The organism is Phenylobacterium sp. LjRoot219 (assembly GCF_964252995.1).
Classification (GTDB): Bacteria; Pseudomonadota; Alphaproteobacteria; order Caulobacterales; family Caulobacteraceae; genus Phenylobacterium.
The window spans coordinates 2,786,708-2,803,029 of the sequence record NZ_CAXUQI020000001.1 but is presented as its reverse complement, the minus strand read 5'-3'; the positions used below and the strand labels follow the sequence as shown (position 1 = coordinate 2,803,029).

Below are 16,322 nucleotides of genomic sequence, written 5' to 3'. Positions count from 1 at the left end.
ACCGCCGCTTTGGCGGGCCATTTAGAGAGCGCTGATACGCGCAACGCCTTGCACTGGCGGGATCTCTTCGGCGTGCGCTTGGCGACGGCGGCGATTCCGTGGCGTGCCCGAGCGAAAAATTCGCGCGCGACGCGAACGCGCAGCCCGCGCATTCCCGCTTGAATTCGCCCATTGGGCAGGGCACACGAACGCTAAGCCTGTCAGGACGGACGTAGCGACTCGGCGCATTCTATGGCGTCAATCAAGTCGCTTTCGACGCTGGCGGACCTGCCGTCCCAGCCCCCATTCACCAGGGCCCTGCATGATCTCTTCCCTCTTCGGCGCGATCTCGAACGACATCGCCATCGACCTCGGAACCGCCAACACCCTGATTTATATGAAGGGTAAGGGCATCGTGCTGAACGAGCCCTCGGTGGTGGCGCTGCGCAACGTCGGCGGCCGCAAGGTCGTCCACGCGGTGGGCATCGAGGCCAAGCAGATGCTCGGCCGCACCCCCGGGCACATGGAAGCCATCCGTCCGATGCGCGACGGGGTCATCGCCGACTTCGAAGTCGCCGAGGAGATGATCAAGTACTTCATCCGCAAGGTTCACAACCGGAAGGGGTTCGTGAATCCGAAGGTGATCGTGTGCGTGCCGTCGGGCGCGACCGCGGTGGAGCGCCGGGCCATCAACGACAGCTGCCTGAACGCCGGCGGCCGCCGCGTCGGCCTGATCGACGAGCCGATGGCCGCGGCGATCGGCGCCGGCCTGCCGATCCACGAGCCGACCGGCTCGATGGTCGTCGACATCGGCGGCGGCACCACCGAAGTGGCCGTGCTCTCGCTGTCCGGCATCGTCTATTCGCGCTCGGTCCGCGTCGGCGGCGACAAGATGGACGAGGCGATCATCAGCTACATGCGCCGCAACCATAATCTGCTGATCGGCGAAACCACCGCCGAGCGCATCAAGAAGGAAATCGGCACCGCCCGGGCGCCGGCCGACGGCGAAGGCCTGTCGATCGAGGTCAAGGGCCGCGACCTGATGCAGGGCGTGCCGCGCGAAGTGCGCATCAGCGAGAAGCAGGCGTCGGACGCCCTGTCGGAGCCGGTCGGCCAGATCGTCGACGCGGTGAAGATGGCGCTGGAAGCCACCCCGCCGGAACTCGCCTCGGACATCGCCGACAAGGGCATCATGCTGACCGGCGGCGGCGCGCTGCTGCGCGGCCTGGACGCCGAGATCCGCGACCACACCGGCCTGCCGGTGACGGTGGCCGACGACCCGCTGTCCTGCGTCGCGCTGGGGTGCGGCAAGGTGCTCGAACATCCGAAGTGGATGAAGGGCGTGCTGGAGTCCACACTGGCCTAAGAGGCTGGCGACTCGCAGCTACCAGAGACTTTGTAGTCGGATCCTTCGGGTGAAGGGTTCAGGGGCGGCGAGGGCTGTCGCTGGCCGTTGGGGGCGAGCCTAAATGTCCTTACGGGACAGCCAATTCGGTGAGTTGAAGGTCCCGTTGACCTGGACGGCGGCGGTGGCGCTGGTGGTCGCGGGCGTGATCGCCACAGCGCTGCTGTTCGGCGACCGCCGCGAGACCTTCCAGGCCGAGGCCTATGGCGCGGCCCGCGGCGCCGCCGACGGCCTGCTGGCCCCGGTCGGCGACGCGCTCTCGGCCCCCGGCCGCTGGACGGGCGCCGGCATCTCGGCGATCCGCGGCTATTTCTTCGCCGTCTCCGAAAACCGCCGGCTGAAGGCCGAGCTCAGCGACATGCGCCAGTGGCGCGACGTGGCGCTGGCGCTGAAGAACGAGAACGGGCGCTACCGCTCGCTGCTGGGCCTGAAGACCGATCCGCCGATCCCGATGGTCGCCGCCCGCGTCGTCACCGACAGCCGCGGCCCGTTCGCCAACACCCGCATCGCCAACACCGGCTCCGAGGCCGGGGTGACGCCCGGCAATCCGGTGATGAGCGAGCACGGCCTGGTCGGCCGGGTGATCGGCGTCTCCACCGACGCCAGCCGGGTGCTGATGCTGACCGACGTCGCCTCGCGCACCCCGGTGATGATCGACCGGACCAATGCCCGCGCCATCCTGACCGGCGACGGCGGCCCCAATCCGCGGCTCGACTATCTGCGCGGCCAGGAGCCGGTGCGCGAAGGCGACCGGGTGCTGACCTCCGGCGACGGCGGGATCGTCCCGCGCGGCCTGCCGGTCGGCGTCGCGGTCAAGGGCCTCGACGGCAAGTGGCGGGTGGTGCTGGCCTCGGAGCGGGGGCCGATCGACTTCGTGCGGATCCTGCTGTTCCAGGACTTCACCCAGGTGATCAACCGCAAGGCGCTGGACGAACTTCCGGTGCCGCCGCCGACGCCCGGCCTGCCGGTCGAGCCCACCGCGCCGGCCGCGGCCGGGTCCGCCACGCCGCCGGGCGCCGCCGCCGCCGTTGCTGGCAGCCGCCGCCGCCGCGGCGACGCCGCGACCGGCGACGCCGCCGTCGGCCGCGACCACGACCGCTCCGGCGGCCACGGCGCCGAAGCCGCCGGTGAAGCCCGCGGTCCAGGCCGGCGCAACCGCCGCGGCCACGCCGAAGAAGCCTGCCAGCCCGACAACGACGGCGGCGGCCACCGCGCCGAAGAAGCCGGCGACGCCGACGATCGCGGCTGCGCCGAAGAAGCCCGCCGCCAAGCCGACGACGGCTGCGTCGTCGTCCGCCGCGCCCAAGCCGCAGGCCCGAACCGCCGAGGAGCCGCCGCATTGAGCGCCGCGCGCAGCCTCGACCCGTGGCGCTGGCTGGGCGTCCCCCTCGTCCAGGTGCTGATCGCGACGGTGCTGTTCGGCATCCCCTTGCGGATCTGGGGCCTGCAACTGCCCGAGCCGCTGTTCGCCATGCCGGTGGTGTTCGCCTGGGCGGTCATCCGGCCGTCGGTGCTGGCCCCGTTCGGCATCCTGATCATGGGCCTCTTCCTGGACCTCTTCTGGGGCGGCGCCATGGGCCTGTGGGCGCTGTGCCTGCTGATCGCCTACGGCATCCTGCTCGCCGGCCGGCATATGATGGCCGGCCAGAGCAAGGTCATGCTCTGGGTCTGGTACGGCATGGTCGCCGGCATCGCCCAGCTGTCCGGCTACCTGTTCATCATGCTCGACACCAAGTCGATGCCGAGCCTGACCGCGGTCGGCTGGCAGTACCTGGCCACCGTCGTGCTGTTTCCCTTCGCCTACCGTCTGATCGACATGTTCGACGACGCTGACGTGCGGTTCCGCTGAGATCAGGCATGGCCGAACCGGCAATCTTCTTCGCTGAAGTCAACGAACGGCAGGGCCAGTTCCACCGCCGGGCCTTCCTGCTGGGCGGGTTCGCCGGCGCGGGCCTGCTCGCGCTGAGCGGGCGGCTGGCCTATCTGCAGCTGTTCCAGACCCAGCGCTTCGAGAAGCTCTCGGCGTCGAACCAGTTCAACTTCAAGCTGATGCCGCCGCCGCGCGGGCTGATCATCGACCGCAACGGGGTGGTGCTGGCGTCGAACCGGCCGAACTTCCGCCTGCTGGTCGCGCGCGACAAGGGCATGGACGTGCCCGGCACCTTGAAGACCCTGGCCAACTTCGTGCCGCTCGACGACAAGCGCCAGACCCGCCTGGCAAAGGACATCGCCGCGGCCCCGAAGCGCGCCCGCGTCGAGGTGGCCGAGGACATGAGCTGGGAGCAGTTCAGCGCCATCAACCTGCGCACCCCGACCCTGCCCGGGGTCAGCGCCGACATGGGCGAGGTGCGGGTCTATCCGCACGGCGGGGCGTTCGCCCACGTGATCGGTTATGTCGCCAAGGTCAACCAGAGCGACCTGACCGAGACCGGTCCGAACTCCGAGCCGATCATGTTCAATCCGGGCTTCCGGATCGGCAAGCAGGGCATCGAGAAGGCGCTCGACCTGGAACTGCGCGGCCGGCCCGGCGCGCAGAAGGTCGAGGTCGACGCCAACGGCCGCGAGGTCCGTCACTACACCGAAGGCGACATCCCGGCGGTTCCCGGCCAGGAAGTTCAGCTGACCCTCGACGTCGACGTGCAGAACCGCGCGCTCGAGGTGTTCGGCGAGGAGAGCGGCGCGGCGGTGATGGTCGACTGCCGTACCGGCGACATCCTGTGCATGCTGTCGGCCCCGAGCTTCGACGCCAACCGCTTCGTGCGCGGCCTGACCGGGGCGGAATACCGCCAACTGGCCAACTACGAGCGCAAGCCGCTGCTCGACAAATGCCTGTCCGGCACCTACCCGCCGGGGTCGACCTTCAAGACCATGACCGCGCTGGCGGCGCTCGAGGCGGGGATCGACCCGGAGCTGCGGGTGGTGTGCGGCGGCGGCATGGGCTTCGGCGGCCGCTATTTCCGCTGCCACAAGAAGGAAGGTCATGGCGCGCAGAACATGCGCGACGCGATCAAGAACTCCTGCGACGTCTACTTTTATTCGGTGGCGCTGCGCGCCGGTCCCGACCGGATCGCCAAGGTCGCCAGGGAGTTCGGCTTCGGCCAGACCTTCGACATCGGCATCCCCGGCCAGAAGAAGGGCATCGTCCCGTCCACCGAGTGGGTGCGGAAGAACCGCAAGCGCGACCCGAAATGGCACGCCGGCGAAAGCCTCAGCTACGGCATCGGCCAGGGCATGCTGACCGCCAACTGCCTGCAGCTGGCGGTGATGACCGCCCGGCTGGCCAACGGCAGGAAGGCGCTGAATCCGCGGCTGATCCGATCGGTCGGCGGCAAGGAGCTGCCCTCCGGCGCGGCCGTTCCGGACCTGCCGTTCAGCCAGGAGCACCTGAACTACGTCCGCTCCGGCATGGCCGCGGTGACCGAGATCGGCGGCACCGCCTACCGCTCCAGCCAGCTGGGGCTGGGCGACATCCTGATGGCCGGCAAGACCGGCACGGCGCAGGTCTACAGCTACAAGGCCGGCGGGCCGCGCGGGAAGGGCGGTCCCTGGAAGCTGCGCGACCACGGCCTGTTCGTCGCCTTCGCGCCGCTCGACCAGCCGCGCTATGCGCTGGCGGTGATCGTCCAGCACGGCCAGGGCGGCTCCACCGCCGCCGCGCCCCGGGCGCGTGAGATCATGCGCGTCGCGCTGCTGAAGGATCCCGAGATCCGGGCGCGGATCGAAAAGCCGATGCCGCCGCCGGAGATGCCGGTGGATCCGGAAGCCGACATCGTGCCCGAGACGCCGCCGATCGGCGCCGCGCCGCCGGCGCCGACGGTCGCGGCCACGCCTATTCCGTCCGCACCCGTTCCGAGCCCCCGAGGCCCCGCATGACCGTCTCCGCGCTCACCCGCCCCGGCGAACGCGACCGGCTGGTCGTCAAGTTCGGCGAGATCGACTGGGTGTTCGGCCTGGCGCTGTTCCTGATCGCCGGCACCGGCGCGCTGATGCTGTTCTCGATCGCCGGCTCGTCCTGGGAGCCGTGGGCCGCCAAGCACCTGGCGCGGTTCACCTTCTGCTTCCTGCTGATGGTGACCCTGGCGATGGTCGATATTCGCGTGTGGTTCGCGCTGGCCTATCCGGTCTACGCCGTCGGCCTGCTGCTGCTGGTCGCGGTCGAGGCGGTGGGAGATACGCGCCTGGGCGCGCAGCGCTGGCTGTCGATCGGCTCGTTCAGCTTCCAGCCGTCGGAGATCATGAAGCTCGGCATCGTGCTGGCGCTGGCCAGATTCTACCACAGCATCTCGGCGGAGCGGGCGAAGCTGTCCTGGTGGCTGCTGATCCCGGCGGCCATGCTCGGCGTGCCGGTGCTGCTGGTGGCGCACCAGCCGGACCTCGGCACCGCCATGCTGATCGCCATGACCGGCGGGGCGATCATCGTGCTGGCCGGGCTGTCCTGGCGGATCATCCTCGGCGGCCTCGCCGCCTTCGCCGTCGCCGTCCCGCCGTTCGTGCTGTTCGTCATGCACGAATATCAGCGGCAGCGGGTGCTGACCTTCCTCGACCCGGAAAGCGACCCGTCCGGCTCGGGCTACCACATCATGCAGTCGATGATCGCCCTGGGCTCCGGCGGCGTGCTCGGCAAGGGCTACGGCCTCGGCTCGCAGAGCCAGCTCAACTTCCTGCCGGAGAAGCAGACCGACTTCATCTTCGCCACCCTGGCGGAGGAGTTCGGCTTCGTCGGCTGCGTCTCGGTGCTGGCGCTCTACGCCGCGGTGATCTTCATGGGCCTGCGCGCCGCCTACGTCAGCCACAGCCATTTCGGCCGGCTGGCGGCGGCCGGCACGATGGCGACCTTCACCCTCTATGTGCTGATCAACGGCGCGATGGTGATGGGCCTAGCCCCGGTCGTCGGCGTGCCGATGCCGATGCTGTCCTACGGTGGCACCGTCATGCTGACGGTGATGATCGGCTTCGGCCTGGTGATGTCCGCCCGTGTGCACCGCTACGCCGAGATCACCAGCGGCAAGGGCTCGCTGCTGTAGGAACCCAGATGCTCCCCCTCAGGGGGAGCTGTCGCGAAGCGACTGAGGAGGCCGCGGACTCGGCGGCTGAAACCCCCTCCGGCCCTCTGGGCCACCTCCCCCTGAAGGGGGAGGACCTGCGGCCTCACACCCTGAACGCCTGCTCCGTCGCGCGGACCAGGGCGTCGACGACGCCGGGCTCGGTCGAGGCGTGGCCGGCGTCCCAGATGATCTCGAAGCGGGCGCCGGGCCAGGCGTTCTTCAGCTTCCAGGCGGCCTCCATCGGCGTGACGACGTCGAAGCGGCCCTGCACCACCCAGCCGGGGATGGGCCCCAGCTTGTCGGCGTTCTTCAGGATCCAGCCGTCCTCCTCGAAGAAGCCGCCGTTGGTGAAGTAGTGGTTCTCGATCCGGGCGAAGGCGATGGCGAAGTCGACCTCGTTGAACTTCGACGGCCGGGCCTCAGGCCCGCGGATCGACATGGTGTCGCCTTCCCACTGGCTCCAGGCGGCCGCGGCCTCGGCCTGGACGCGCCGGTCAGGGTCGGTCAGGCGCTTGTGGTAGGCGGCGATCATGTCGTCGCGCTCGGCCTCGGGCACCGGGGCGCAGAACCGCTCCCAGGCGTCGGGGAACAGCATCGAGGCGCCCTCCTGGTAGAACCAGCGCAACTCGCGCTGGGTCAGCAGGAAGACGCCGCGCAGCACCAGGCTTTCCACCCGCTCGGGGTGGGTGATGGCGTAGGCCAGCGCCAGGGTCGAGCCCCAGGAGCCGCCGAACACGCACCACTTCTCGATGCCCAGCCGCTCGCGCAGCCGCTCGATGTCCTCGATCAGCGCCCAGGTGGTGTTGTCCTCGAGGCTGGCGTTCGGCCGGCTGCGGCCGCAGCCGCGCTGGTCGAACAGCACCATCCGCCACTTCGCCGGGTCGAAGAAGCGGCGCATCGTCGGGTTGGTCGCCCCGCCCGGGCCGCCGTGCAGGATAATGCAGGGCTTGCCGTCCGGGCGGCCGCATTGCTCGTAGTAGATCTCGTGCGGCCCGCCGGTCGCCATCCAGGCGGCGTTGTAGGGCATGTTCTCGGCGAACAGCCCCCGTCGATAGGTGGCGCCGGAGACGACGGGCGAGAGCATGCTGCGGTCCATGACGCTAGTTATGACCGGAAGCGGGCGCGCTTCCAGAAGCATCTAGGCGGATGGACCTTCACGGAAGCCTTACCGCGCGAACGCGGTTCCGCCCAAGGCGCGAGACAGGCAGGCCTGGATGAGGTTCTAACCGGGGCCATGACTGCGACGACTCAGAAAACCCCCTGGGGGCTGATGACGCTGCTGGGCGGGCTGACCGCGCTTGGCCCGCTCGCCATCGACATGTACCTGCCGAGCCTGCCGGCGATCGGCGCCGACCTGCGCGCGCCTTCGGCCGAGATCCAGTCGACGGTCGCGGCCTTCCTCGCCGGGATGGCGCTGGGCCAGCTGTTCTACGGGCCGGCGTCCGACCGGTTCGGGCGCAGGCCGCCGATCCTGCTGGGGCTGGCGATCTTCGTCGCCGCCTCGGCCGGCTGCGCGCTGGCGACCTCCGGCGAGATGCTGATCGCCCTGCGCTTCATCCAGGCGCTCGGGGCCTGCGCCGGCGCGGTGGTCGCCCGCGCGGTGATCCGCGACCGATTCGACCACACCGAAACGGCGCGGATGCTGTCGCTGATGACCTTGATCATGGGCCTGGCGCCGATCTTCGCGCCGCTGATCGGCGGCTTCCTGCTGACCGTCGGCGGCTGGCGCTCGCTGTTCTGGGTGATGGCCGGGGCCGGCGCGCTGCTGGCGCTGGCGGTGCTGCTGCGGATGACCGAGTCGCGCTCGGCCGAGACCGCGGCCCACGCCCGCGCCGAGCACCCGTTGCGCGGCTACGCCAGCCTGCTGAGCCAGCGCAGGCTGGTCGGCTACGCCGCGGCGGGCGCACTGAACGGGGCGGTGCTGTTCACCTACATCGGCTCCTCGCCGGAGCTGCTGATCGGCACCTACGGCATCTCGCCCAGCGCGTTCGGCTGGGTGTTCGGGGCCAACGCCGTGGGCGTGATCGGCGCCAGCCAGCTGAACCGTCGGCTGCTGCGCCGCCGGACGCCCGACGCGGTGCTGGCGCGCGCCTCGCAGCTCGGCGTCGTCGCCGCCGTGTTGCTGGCCGTCGCGGCGGTCACCGGCGTCGGCGAGCGCTGGAGCGTGCTGCCGCTGCTGTTCGTGGTGCTGGCCAGCTACGGCCTGATGCAGGGCAACACCATGGCTGGGGCGCTGAACGTCGATCCCCGGCGGGCCGGCTCGATCTCGGCGCTGCTCGGCGCCTTCGCCTTCGCCACCGGCGCGGCGGGCGCGGGCCTAGCCGGGGCGCTGCACGACGGCACGCCGCGGCCGATGGCGCTGGTGATCCTGACGGCGATGTGCGGCTCGGCGCTGGCGCTGCGCGCGCTGGCCCTGCCGCGGAAGGGCTAGAGCTTCAGCTGGCGTGCGGCCCAGGCCAGCACGCCCCAGCCGGCGAGGAACAGGGTCCCGCCGATCGGGGTGATCGCGCCCAGCCAGCGCGGGCCGCCGAGCGCCATCGCCGCCAGCGTGCCGGAGAAGATCACCACGCCGGCCAGGAACAGCGGCGGGGCGAAGCGGGCGCGCGCCGCGCCGGCCTGCACCAGGGGAACGCAGGCGAGGGTCGCCAGGACGTGGACGAAGCCGTACTCGGCACCGGTGCGTATCCACTCCTGCGCCTTGGGGTCGCTGAGGCCGTGGGCGGCGAAGGCGCCGAACGCCACGGACAGGAAGCCGAGGACGGCGGCGAGGGGGATCCAGCTACGCATGGCGCCTGACATGCCGCAGAACTGCGCCGTGGTCGATGGGCGCTGACGGCGTGATCGCCCCCGAAGGTTGTCCGGATCGCCCCCTATCGAGGGCGAACGGCGTTATGTCATCGTTCGCCATCCCTCATGGAGGCTGCGATGAAGAAGTACCTGATCGAACGCGAGATCCCGGGCGTCCACCAGCTGGACGGCGAGGCGCTGAAGGGCGCGGCGGCGACCTCGAACGCGGCGCTCGCGCAACTCGGGCCGAAGGTCCAGTGGGTGCAGTCCTTCGTCACCCCGGACAAGACCTTTTGCCTCTACCTGGCGGAGAACGAGGACGTGGTGCGCGAGCACGCCAAGCTCAGCGGCTTCCCGGCCAACAAGATCACCGAGATCTCCGGCGTCATCGACCCGACCACCGCCGGCTGACGGAGACGGCGATGCTCGACGTGACGGTCGTGCTGCTCGACGACGGCCTGTCGTCGACGGCGATCATGCCGGTGGAGATCTTCCACTCGGCCGGGACGCTGTGGAACGTGCTGCACGACCGTCCGCCCGAGCCGGCGTTCCGCGTCCGCTCGGTCTCGGTGCACGGAGGGCCGGTGCGCAGCCCCTATGGCCTGAAGATATTGGCCGAGGGGGTGATCGACGACGTCGCGCGCACCGACCTCATCGTCGTGCCGACCTCGGGCCTGGAAGTGGACGCCACCTTGGCGCAGAACGCCGCGCTGCTGCCGTGGCTGCGCCGCCAGCATGCGCAAGGGGCCTATGTCGCCGGCGTCTGCATGGGCGCGGCCTATCTCGCCGAGGCGGGGCTGCTCGACGGTCGGCTGGCGACCACCCACTGGGCGGTCTGCGACGACTTCGTCCGGCGCTATCCGCAGGTGCGCTGGCGGCCGGACCTGTTCGTCACCGAGGACTCGCGGCTGCTCTGCAGCGGCGGGGTCTACGCCTCGATGGATCTCAGCCTCTATCTCGTCGAGAAGCTCTGCGGGCACGAGCTGGCGGTGCAGTGCGCCAAGGCGCTGCTGCTGCCGATGCCGCGGATCCACCAGTCGGGCTACGCCATGACCCCGGTCTCGGCGCCGCACGACGACGAGCGGATCCGGGCGATCGAGGTGTTTCTGCAGGGCCGCTTCCGCGACGACGTCTCGACCCAGGCGCTGGCCGAGCGGGCGGGGTTGGGCGCGCGGACCTTCGTGCGGCGCTTCAAGGCCGCGACCGGCCGCATGCCGGCGGCCTATGTGCAGGCGCTGCGGATCGCCGCGGCCAAGGCGGCGCTGGAGCGCAACGCCAGTCCGATCCAGACGATCAGCGCCGACGTCGGCTACGACGACGTCAGCTTCTTCCGGGCGCTGTTCAAGCGGACGACCGGGATGACGCCCGCCGAGTACCGCGCCCACTTCGCGCCGCTGGCCGTGCGCGGCCAGGCGTTGCTGCAGGCGGGGTAAGGGCAGAAGACCTCTCCCCGCTTGCGGGGAGAGGTCAGTGCCTTAGTCCTTCGCGCGTTCCTGGTAGGAGCCGTCTTCCGTCAGGATGACGATCCGGGTGCCGACCGCGATGTACGGCGGCACCATGGTCTTGACGCCGTTGGAGAGGATCGCCGGCTTGTAGGACGACGACGCGGTCTGGCCCTTCACCGAAGGCTCGGTCTCGACCACTTCGAAGGTCGCCAGGCGCGGCAGCTCCAGCGCGATCGGGATCCCCTCATGGGTCGAGAGGCTGACCTGGGTGCCGTCGGTCAGGTAGGGGGCGGCGTCGCCGACCACGTCCTCGGAGGCCACGACCTGATCGTAGCTGTCCGGGTTCATGAAGTGGTAGCCCTCGCCGTCCTGGTAGAGGAAGTTGTAGGGGCGGTCGTCGACGATGGCGCGCTCCACCGTCTCGGTGGTGCGGTAGCGCTCGGAGATCTTCACCCCGTCCGAGATGCGCCGCATGTTCAGCTGCGTGACCGGCGTGCCCTTGCCCGGGTGGATGTTTTCGCAGGTGAGAACGACGTAGAGCTTGCCTTCGAGATCGACGACGGCCCCTTTCCGGAGCGAGCTGGCGGAGACCTTCACGTGATGTAGTCCTCGATGATGCTTGCGGGGCGCGAGGGCCCTCGCGCGATTCCGCTAATCAAATTGTTGTCGGGCCCCTATAGCGATCCCCGCCGAAATCGCCAGTCTTTCCCCCGTCGCACCCCCAGGCGCCCCGATGAGCACGCCCGAACCCTCGCCCTGGTGGGCCCCCGAGCGGCACCGCGACCGCCGGCCGTTCCTCACCGCCCGGCGGGCGATCACCCGGGCCGCGCGCAACTGGTTCGAGGCGCAGGATTTCGCCGAGGTCGAGACCGCGGCGCTGCAGGTTTCGCCCGGCAACGAGGCCCACCTGCACGCCTTCGAAAGCGAGGCGATTGGCCCGGGCGGCGAGCGGCGGCCGCTCTATCTGCGCACCTCGCCGGAGTTCGCCGCCAAGAAGCTGCTGGCCGCGGGCGAGGAACGGATCTTCGAACTCGCCCGGGTCTGGCGCAATCGCGAGCGCGGGCCGCTGCACCATCCCGAGTTCACCATGCTCGAGTGGTATCGCGCCGGCGCGCCCTACGAGCAGCTGATGGCCGATTGCGCCGATCTGCTGCGGCTGGCCGCCGAGACCACGGGCGCTCGGCGGTTCGAGTTCCGCGGCCGCAGCGTCGATCCCTACGCCGAGCCTGAGCGGGTGACGCTGGCCGAGGCGTTCGCCGCCTACGCCGGGATCGACCTGCTGGCGACCGTCGACGCCGCGGGCGCGACCGACCGCAAGGCGCTGGCGGCGGCGGCGAAGGCCGCCGGCGTACGCGTCGCCGAGGACGACACCTGGTCCGACGTGTTTAGCCGGGTGCTGGTCGAGAAGGTCGATCCGCGTCTGGGCGAGGGGCGGGCGACCATCCTGTGCGAATACCCGACCGCCGAGGCGGCGCTGGCGCGACCGAAGCCCGCCGACCCGCGGGTGGCCGAGCGCTTCGAGCTCTACGCCTGCGGCGTCGAACTGGCCAACTGCTTCGGCGAACTGACCGACCCGGCCGAGCAGCGCCGCCGTTTCGAGGCGGAGATGGCCGAGAAGGCGCGGGTCTATGGTGAGCGCTATCCGATCGACGAGGACTTCCTGGCGGCGCTGGCGCAGATGCCGCAGGCCAGCGGCGCGGCGCTCGGCTTCGACCGCCTGGTCATGCTGGCGGCCGGCGCGCAGCACATCGAGCAGGTGCTGTGGGCGCCGGTCGCCGAGTAGGTCCTCGATCATTTCTCGTCATCCCGGACGGCCGCAGGCCGATCCGGGACCCAGGGGCGGTGCGCACGGCTCCGGTCCCGGCTTTCCGCTTCGCTGCGGCCGGGGTGACGGTTCTGCCTGCGGGAGGCGGAGCGGCGTTCCGGCGCTGACCTTGGCGCTGGCGGCAATCGGGTCCATATGCCGCCAGCCATGCGGCCGTCCCGAACCCTCCGAACGACTGAAGGCCTCGCCGAGGCGGGGCTGATCGCGCCCGAGCGGGTGGCGGCGCTGTCGGCCGTCGCGGCGCAGTATGCGGTGGCGATCACCCCGGCCATGGCCGAACTGGTCGACCCGTCCGATCCCGCCGATCCGATCGCGGCCCAGTTCGTCCCCGACCTGCGCGAGCTGGAAACCCAACCGGTCGAGCGCGCCGACCCGATCGGCGACGACGTGCACAGCCCGGTCGCCGGCGTCGTCCACCGCTATCCCGATCGGCTGCTGCTGAAGGTCACCCACACCTGCGCCGTCTACTGCCGGTTCTGCTTCCGCCGCGAGATGGTCGGGCCGGACGGCGAGGGGACGCTGTCGCCGGCCGAGCTCGAGGCGGCGCTGGCCTACATCGCCGGCCGCCCGGAGGTCTGGGAGGTGATCCTGACCGGCGGCGATCCGCTGGTGCTGTCGCCGCGCCGGCTGCGCGAGTTGATAGACCGGCTGACGGCGATCGCGCACGTGAAGGTGGTCCGCTTCCACACCCGCGTGCCGGCGGTCGAGCCGGAGGCGGTGACGCCGGAGCTGGTGGCGGCGCTGAAGAGCCCGACCCAGGCCGTCTACGTCGCGCTGCACGCCGACCATGCGCGCGAGCTGACGCCGGCCGCCCGCGCCGCCTGCGCGCGGCTGGTCGACGCCGGGATCCCGCTGCTCGGCCAGACGGTGCTGCTGAAGGGGATCAACGACGATCCCGCGACGCTGACGGCGCTGTTCCGGGCGATGGTCGAGACCCGCATCAAGCCCTACTACCTGCACCACGCCGACCTGGCCCCGGGCACCGGCCATCTGCGCACCAGCCTGGAAGACGGCCAGGCGCTGATGCGCGCCCTGCGCGGCGCGGTCTCCGGCCTCTGCCAGCCGACCTATGTGCTCGATGTCCCCGGCGGCTACGGCAAGGTTCCGGTCGGACCGGCCTATCTCAGCGCGGCCGGCGAGGCGACCTGCGTCGAGGACCCGAACGGCGGCCGCCACGCCTATCCGCCGACCTAGCGGCGGCGCCTGGATCACGCTCGGTGAACCCAGTTTTCTGTGAACATCTCGGCCACATCGTCGGGGAAAGCGAGGCTGTGGCGTTGCGGTCGCATCGCCTCCCTTGAAGCCTTGCTATAGCTACCACGGGGGGCGAGCCGCTGATTCGAGTGACGACCGTGAGTGACCTGAACGAACCGCCGTGGATCCGGAGTTATGCACTGACGCCGAAGCGCCTGACCGAGGGCGGCTGGGTGTGGCTGCAGGCTTATGAATGGCGCTGGGAGCGCCCGGCGGCCCACCTGCCGAGCGCCGTCAACCCGCCGCGCGTGCGCAGCCGCCGCGCGCGCGCCGCGCCGGCCCCGACGCCGGCTGGCGTCGAACAGCGCGCCTAGAACAGCCGCCTAGACAGCTGGACGGAAGACCCAGAGCCGGAACAGGGCGAACTGGGTCGCCGTATAGGTCGCCATGGCGACCAGCTGTGCGGCGGTGCGTCCCAGCCGGTCGTCCGGCAAGGCGACGCCAGCCATCGTGAGCACCACCTGGTTGAGCGCGAAGGCGATGACCATCACCGCGACATAGCGGAGGGTCGCGCCGCGCGCGGGGTCCGCCTGGCGGAAGACGAAGCGCTTCTGCAGCACCAGCCCCAGCGTCGCGCCAGCCAGGTAGCCGCAGGCGTTGGCCAGCCGGCGGTCGAAGCCCAAGCCGATATCGAGGATCAGGATCACCGCCAGCCCGAGCGCGGTGGTGAGCACGCCTGCGCCGCCGAAGCGGGCCAAGAGGCCCGCCTCGCGCTTCAGATCAAAGCTGGGCAAGGTTCAAGCTCGGGCCAGGGTGTAGTACTGCGCGCCGACCGGGATCTTGGCCATCAGCGGCTCCAGCGGCCGCAGCGCCCGCAGCGGCCCGGGGAAGAAGCCGGTGTAGGCGACGTCGACCCGGCGGAAGCCCGCGGCCTGCTGACGCTTCGCCAGTTCGCCGGCCGGGATCAGCACCGCGTTCTCGTCGAACGGGCAGGTGGCGACGATGTAGCGGCTGACCGGATTGACTGGGTTGTGCTCGAAGATCGTCATCACCCCGCCGGCCGCCAGGCGCTCGCGCAGGCGGCGGAAGATGGCGACGTGCTCGTCCGCCTCGATGTGGTGGAAGACGCAGGCCGAAAAGATCAGGTCGTAGCCGTCGGCCGGCCCCGGCGGCGCCGCGCCCGGATCGTAGGCGACGAACTCGGCCGCGCCCGGGAAGCGCGCGCGGGCCACCGAGAGGCTCTTTTCCGAGACGTCGACGCCGGTGATCTCGGCGTCGGGGAAGGCCTCGCGCAGGTGTGGGGCGGAGCTGCCGATGCCGCAGCCGAAGTCCAGCACCCGCTTCGGCGCGAGCCCCAGCTGCTTCAGCCGCCGGGCGATCTCGACGATCTTGTAGCGGGCGAAATAGTCCGGGCTCTCGCCGGTCACGGCGAGGTTGGTCGTGTGGGTCGCCAGATACTCTTCTGCGAACTTGTCGAACTCGGCGACCTTCACCCTTGCGCCCCTCGCTTGCCGGCGGACGACTCGGCGTCCGACGAACGCACCACGTCGTCTACGAAGTAGAGCGGCCGCGACTTCACTTCCAGGAAGATGCGGCCGATGTAGGCCCCCATCACCGCCAGGCACAGGAACTGGCCGACGCCGAAGAACACCATCATCGTCGCCAGGCTGGTCCAGCCGGGCGCCACGTGGCCGGTGACGAAGCCGATCACCACGTAGAGCAGCAGGCCGAAAGCGATCACCGCGCCGGCGCCCGCCAGCACGATCGCGAGCTTCAGCGGCAGGGTGGAGAAGCTGGTGATGCCGGCTGTCGCCAGCTTGATCATCTTCTTCAGCGTGTAGCCGGTCTCGCCGGCATAGCGCGGGTCGCGGTCGTACAGCACCTCGGCCTGACGGCCGCCGAGCCAGGCGACCATGCCGCGCAGGAAGCGGTCCTGCTCAGGCATGGCGTTCAGCCGGTCCACGGCCCGCCGGGACATCAGCCGGAAGTCGCCGACGTTGCGCGGGATCGGCGTCTCGCTCATGCCGCTCAGCAGCCGGTAGAACAGGTTGGCGGTGAGCAGCTTGAAGGCGCTCTCTTTCGCCCGGGTGCGGCGCTGGGCGTAGACGACGTCATAGCCATCGTCCATGCGCGCGCTGAGCTCGGTCAGCAGCTCGGGCGGGTCCTGCAGGTCGGCGTCGATGATCAGCACGCGCTGGCCACGCGCCAGCTTCAGCCCGGCGGTGACCGCCAGCTGGTGGCCGTAGTTGCGCGCCAGGTTGACGCCGACGACGCCCGGGTGCTGCGCCGCCATCGCCTGGATCTGCGTCCAGGTGCCGTCGCGCGAACCGTCGTTGATCAGCAGCAGCTCGAAGGACTCGCCGGCGACCACCTGGCAGGCGGCGACCATGCGGGCGACGAAGACGGGAAGGGTCTCTTCCTCGTTGTAGCAGGGCGCCACGACCGAGAAGGCCGGCCCGTCGTCCGAGGGACGCGGGCGGAATGCGATGGGCTCGCCATGGGCGATAGGGCTCATGGGCGCCATGTCGCCACCGTCGTGGGGCAGGTCAAGCGAAGAAGCGCCGCAACCCTTGGCGGCGCGGAGCGCTCTGGCCTGGACGCCCCTCTGTACAGTCGCCCCGAACTTCGGGCAGATCCCCCGC

General features: G+C 70.5%; 16 protein-coding genes and 1 pseudogene. 11 read left to right on the top strand and 6 right to left on the bottom strand.

Annotation, left to right across the window (positions count from 1 at the left end; genetic code table 11):
* The first annotated feature begins 301 nt into the window (after positions 1-301).
* From ACSQ14_RS13725 to rodA, 5 genes and pseudogenes are all read left to right on the top strand, one after another.
* Positions 302-1,345, top strand: coding sequence for a rod shape-determining protein (locus ACSQ14_RS13725; RefSeq protein ID WP_012522835.1), 1,044 nt, complete (start codon positions 302-304; stop codon positions 1,343-1,345).
* Positions 1,346-1,448: 103 nt separating this feature from the next.
* A pseudogene (gene mreC / locus ACSQ14_RS13720) lies at positions 1,449-2,487 on the top strand (rod shape-determining protein MreC); the annotation flags it as partial.
* A gap of 236 nt (positions 2,488-2,723) precedes the next feature.
* Positions 2,724-3,233: a hypothetical protein gene (locus tag ACSQ14_RS13715; protein ID WP_436013656.1), complete on the top strand. Its 510-nt coding sequence runs from the start codon at positions 2,724-2,726 to the stop codon at positions 3,231-3,233.
* Positions 3,234-3,241: 8 nt separating this feature from the next.
* Positions 3,242-5,257 carry a penicillin-binding protein 2 gene (gene mrdA / locus ACSQ14_RS13710; RefSeq protein ID WP_436013654.1) on the top strand — a complete coding sequence of 672 codons (2,016 nt, stop codon included), beginning with the start codon at positions 3,242-3,244 and terminating at the stop codon, positions 5,255-5,257.
* Positions 5,254-6,408: a rod shape-determining protein RodA gene (gene rodA / locus ACSQ14_RS13705; RefSeq protein ID WP_436013652.1), complete on the top strand. Its 1,155-nt coding sequence runs from the start codon at positions 5,254-5,256 to the stop codon at positions 6,406-6,408. The genes mrdA and rodA overlap by 4 nt, the downstream gene beginning before the upstream one ends.
* 124 nt (positions 6,409-6,532) lie before the next feature.
* On the opposite strand, the gene pip is transcribed toward rodA, so the two are convergent.
* Positions 6,533-7,513, bottom strand: coding sequence for a prolyl aminopeptidase (gene pip / locus ACSQ14_RS13700; protein ID WP_436013650.1), 981 nt, complete (start codon positions 7,511-7,513; stop codon positions 6,533-6,535).
* 150 nt (positions 7,514-7,663) lie between these two features.
* On the opposite strand from pip, the gene ACSQ14_RS13695 reads away from it, so the two are divergent.
* Positions 7,664-8,860, top strand: a complete 1,197-nt coding sequence (locus tag ACSQ14_RS13695; RefSeq protein WP_436013648.1) for a multidrug effflux MFS transporter — start codon at positions 7,664-7,666, stop codon at positions 8,858-8,860.
* On the opposite strand, the gene ACSQ14_RS13690 is transcribed toward ACSQ14_RS13695, so the two are convergent.
* Positions 8,857-9,216, bottom strand: a complete 360-nt coding sequence (locus ACSQ14_RS13690) for a DUF423 domain-containing protein (protein ID WP_436013646.1) — start codon at positions 9,214-9,216, stop codon at positions 8,857-8,859. The two genes, ACSQ14_RS13695 and ACSQ14_RS13690, sit on opposite strands and share 4 nt — an antisense overlap.
* A 138-nt stretch (positions 9,217-9,354) precedes the next feature.
* On the opposite strand from ACSQ14_RS13690, the gene ACSQ14_RS13685 reads away from it, so the two are divergent.
* Both ACSQ14_RS13685 and ACSQ14_RS13680 read left to right on the top strand, forming a co-directional pair.
* Positions 9,355-9,627 (top strand): DUF4242 domain-containing protein, encoded by a 273-nt coding sequence (locus ACSQ14_RS13685; RefSeq protein WP_436013644.1) that lies wholly within the window; start codon positions 9,355-9,357, stop codon positions 9,625-9,627.
* 11 nt (positions 9,628-9,638) lie between these two features.
* The gene (locus tag ACSQ14_RS13680) at positions 9,639-10,649 is read left to right on the top strand and encodes a GlxA family transcriptional regulator (protein WP_436013642.1); all 1,011 of its coding nucleotides are present in this window, start codon (positions 9,639-9,641) and stop codon (positions 10,647-10,649) included.
* Positions 10,650-10,691: 42 nt separating this feature from the next.
* Here ACSQ14_RS13680 and efp read toward each other — a convergent pair whose 3' ends face one another.
* Complete coding sequence (gene efp / locus ACSQ14_RS13675; protein WP_436013640.1) at positions 10,692-11,258, bottom strand: elongation factor P; 567 nt, start codon at positions 11,256-11,258, stop codon at positions 10,692-10,694.
* A gap of 136 nt (positions 11,259-11,394) precedes the next feature.
* Between efp and epmA the strand changes: the two genes are divergently transcribed.
* The 3 genes from epmA to ACSQ14_RS13660 all read left to right on the top strand — a co-directional run bounded on the left by epmA (position 11,395) and on the right by ACSQ14_RS13660 (position 14,054).
* Complete coding sequence (epmA, locus tag ACSQ14_RS13670) at positions 11,395-12,444, top strand: EF-P lysine aminoacylase EpmA (RefSeq protein WP_436013638.1); 1,050 nt, start codon at positions 11,395-11,397, stop codon at positions 12,442-12,444.
* Between the two features lie 189 nt (positions 12,445-12,633).
* Positions 12,634-13,680 carry a lysine-2,3-aminomutase-like protein gene (locus ACSQ14_RS13665; protein WP_436013636.1) on the top strand — a complete coding sequence of 349 codons (1,047 nt, stop codon included), beginning with the start codon at positions 12,634-12,636 and terminating at the stop codon, positions 13,678-13,680.
* Positions 13,681-13,838: 158 nt separating this feature from the next.
* Complete coding sequence (locus ACSQ14_RS13660) at positions 13,839-14,054, top strand: hypothetical protein (RefSeq protein WP_436013634.1); 216 nt, start codon at positions 13,839-13,841, stop codon at positions 14,052-14,054.
* Between the two features lie 9 nt (positions 14,055-14,063).
* Here ACSQ14_RS13660 and ACSQ14_RS13655 read toward each other — a convergent pair whose 3' ends face one another.
* The 3 genes from ACSQ14_RS13655 to ACSQ14_RS13645 are packed head-to-tail and all read right to left on the bottom strand — an operon-like array spanning position 14,064 to position 16,195.
* The gene (locus tag ACSQ14_RS13655; protein ID WP_436013632.1) at positions 14,064-14,474 is read right to left on the bottom strand and encodes a GtrA family protein; all 411 of its coding nucleotides are present in this window, start codon (positions 14,472-14,474) and stop codon (positions 14,064-14,066) included.
* A gap of 3 nt (positions 14,475-14,477) precedes the next feature.
* The gene (locus ACSQ14_RS13650) at positions 14,478-15,173 is read right to left on the bottom strand and encodes a class I SAM-dependent methyltransferase (protein ID WP_436013630.1); all 696 of its coding nucleotides are present in this window, start codon (positions 15,171-15,173) and stop codon (positions 14,478-14,480) included.
* Entirely contained in the window at positions 15,170-16,195 is a 1,026-nt protein-coding gene (locus ACSQ14_RS13645; RefSeq protein ID WP_436013628.1) for a glycosyltransferase, read from the bottom strand. Before ACSQ14_RS13645 ends, ACSQ14_RS13650 begins: the two co-directional genes overlap by 4 nt.
* Positions 16,196-16,322 lie beyond the last annotated feature (127 nt).

Coding starts and splice junctions, on each gene's coding strand:
- ACSQ14_RS13725 (WP_012522835.1), top strand. CDS start 302: ATGATCTCTTCCCTCTTCGGCGCGATCTCGAACGACATCGCCATCGAC.
- mrdA (WP_436013654.1), top strand. CDS start 3,242: ATGGCCGAACCGGCAATCTTCTTCGCTGAAGTCAACGAACGGCAGGGC.
- rodA (WP_436013652.1), top strand. CDS start 5,254: ATGACCGTCTCCGCGCTCACCCGCCCCGGCGAACGCGACCGGCTGGTC.
- pip (WP_436013650.1), bottom strand. CDS start 7,513: ATGCTCTCGCCCGTCGTCTCCGGCGCCACCTATCGACGGGGGCTGTTC.
- ACSQ14_RS13695 (WP_436013648.1), top strand. CDS start 7,664: ATGACTGCGACGACTCAGAAAACCCCCTGGGGGCTGATGACGCTGCTG.
- ACSQ14_RS13690 (WP_436013646.1), bottom strand. CDS start 9,216: ATGCGTAGCTGGATCCCCCTCGCCGCCGTCCTCGGCTTCCTGTCCGTG.
- ACSQ14_RS13685 (WP_436013644.1), top strand. CDS start 9,355: ATGAAGAAGTACCTGATCGAACGCGAGATCCCGGGCGTCCACCAGCTG.
- ACSQ14_RS13680 (WP_436013642.1), top strand. CDS start 9,639: ATGCTCGACGTGACGGTCGTGCTGCTCGACGACGGCCTGTCGTCGACG.
- epmA (WP_436013638.1), top strand. CDS start 11,395: ATGAGCACGCCCGAACCCTCGCCCTGGTGGGCCCCCGAGCGGCACCGC.
- ACSQ14_RS13665 (WP_436013636.1), top strand. CDS start 12,634: ATGCGGCCGTCCCGAACCCTCCGAACGACTGAAGGCCTCGCCGAGGCG.
- ACSQ14_RS13645 (WP_436013628.1), bottom strand. CDS start 16,195: ATGAGCCCTATCGCCCATGGCGAGCCCATCGCATTCCGCCCGCGTCCC.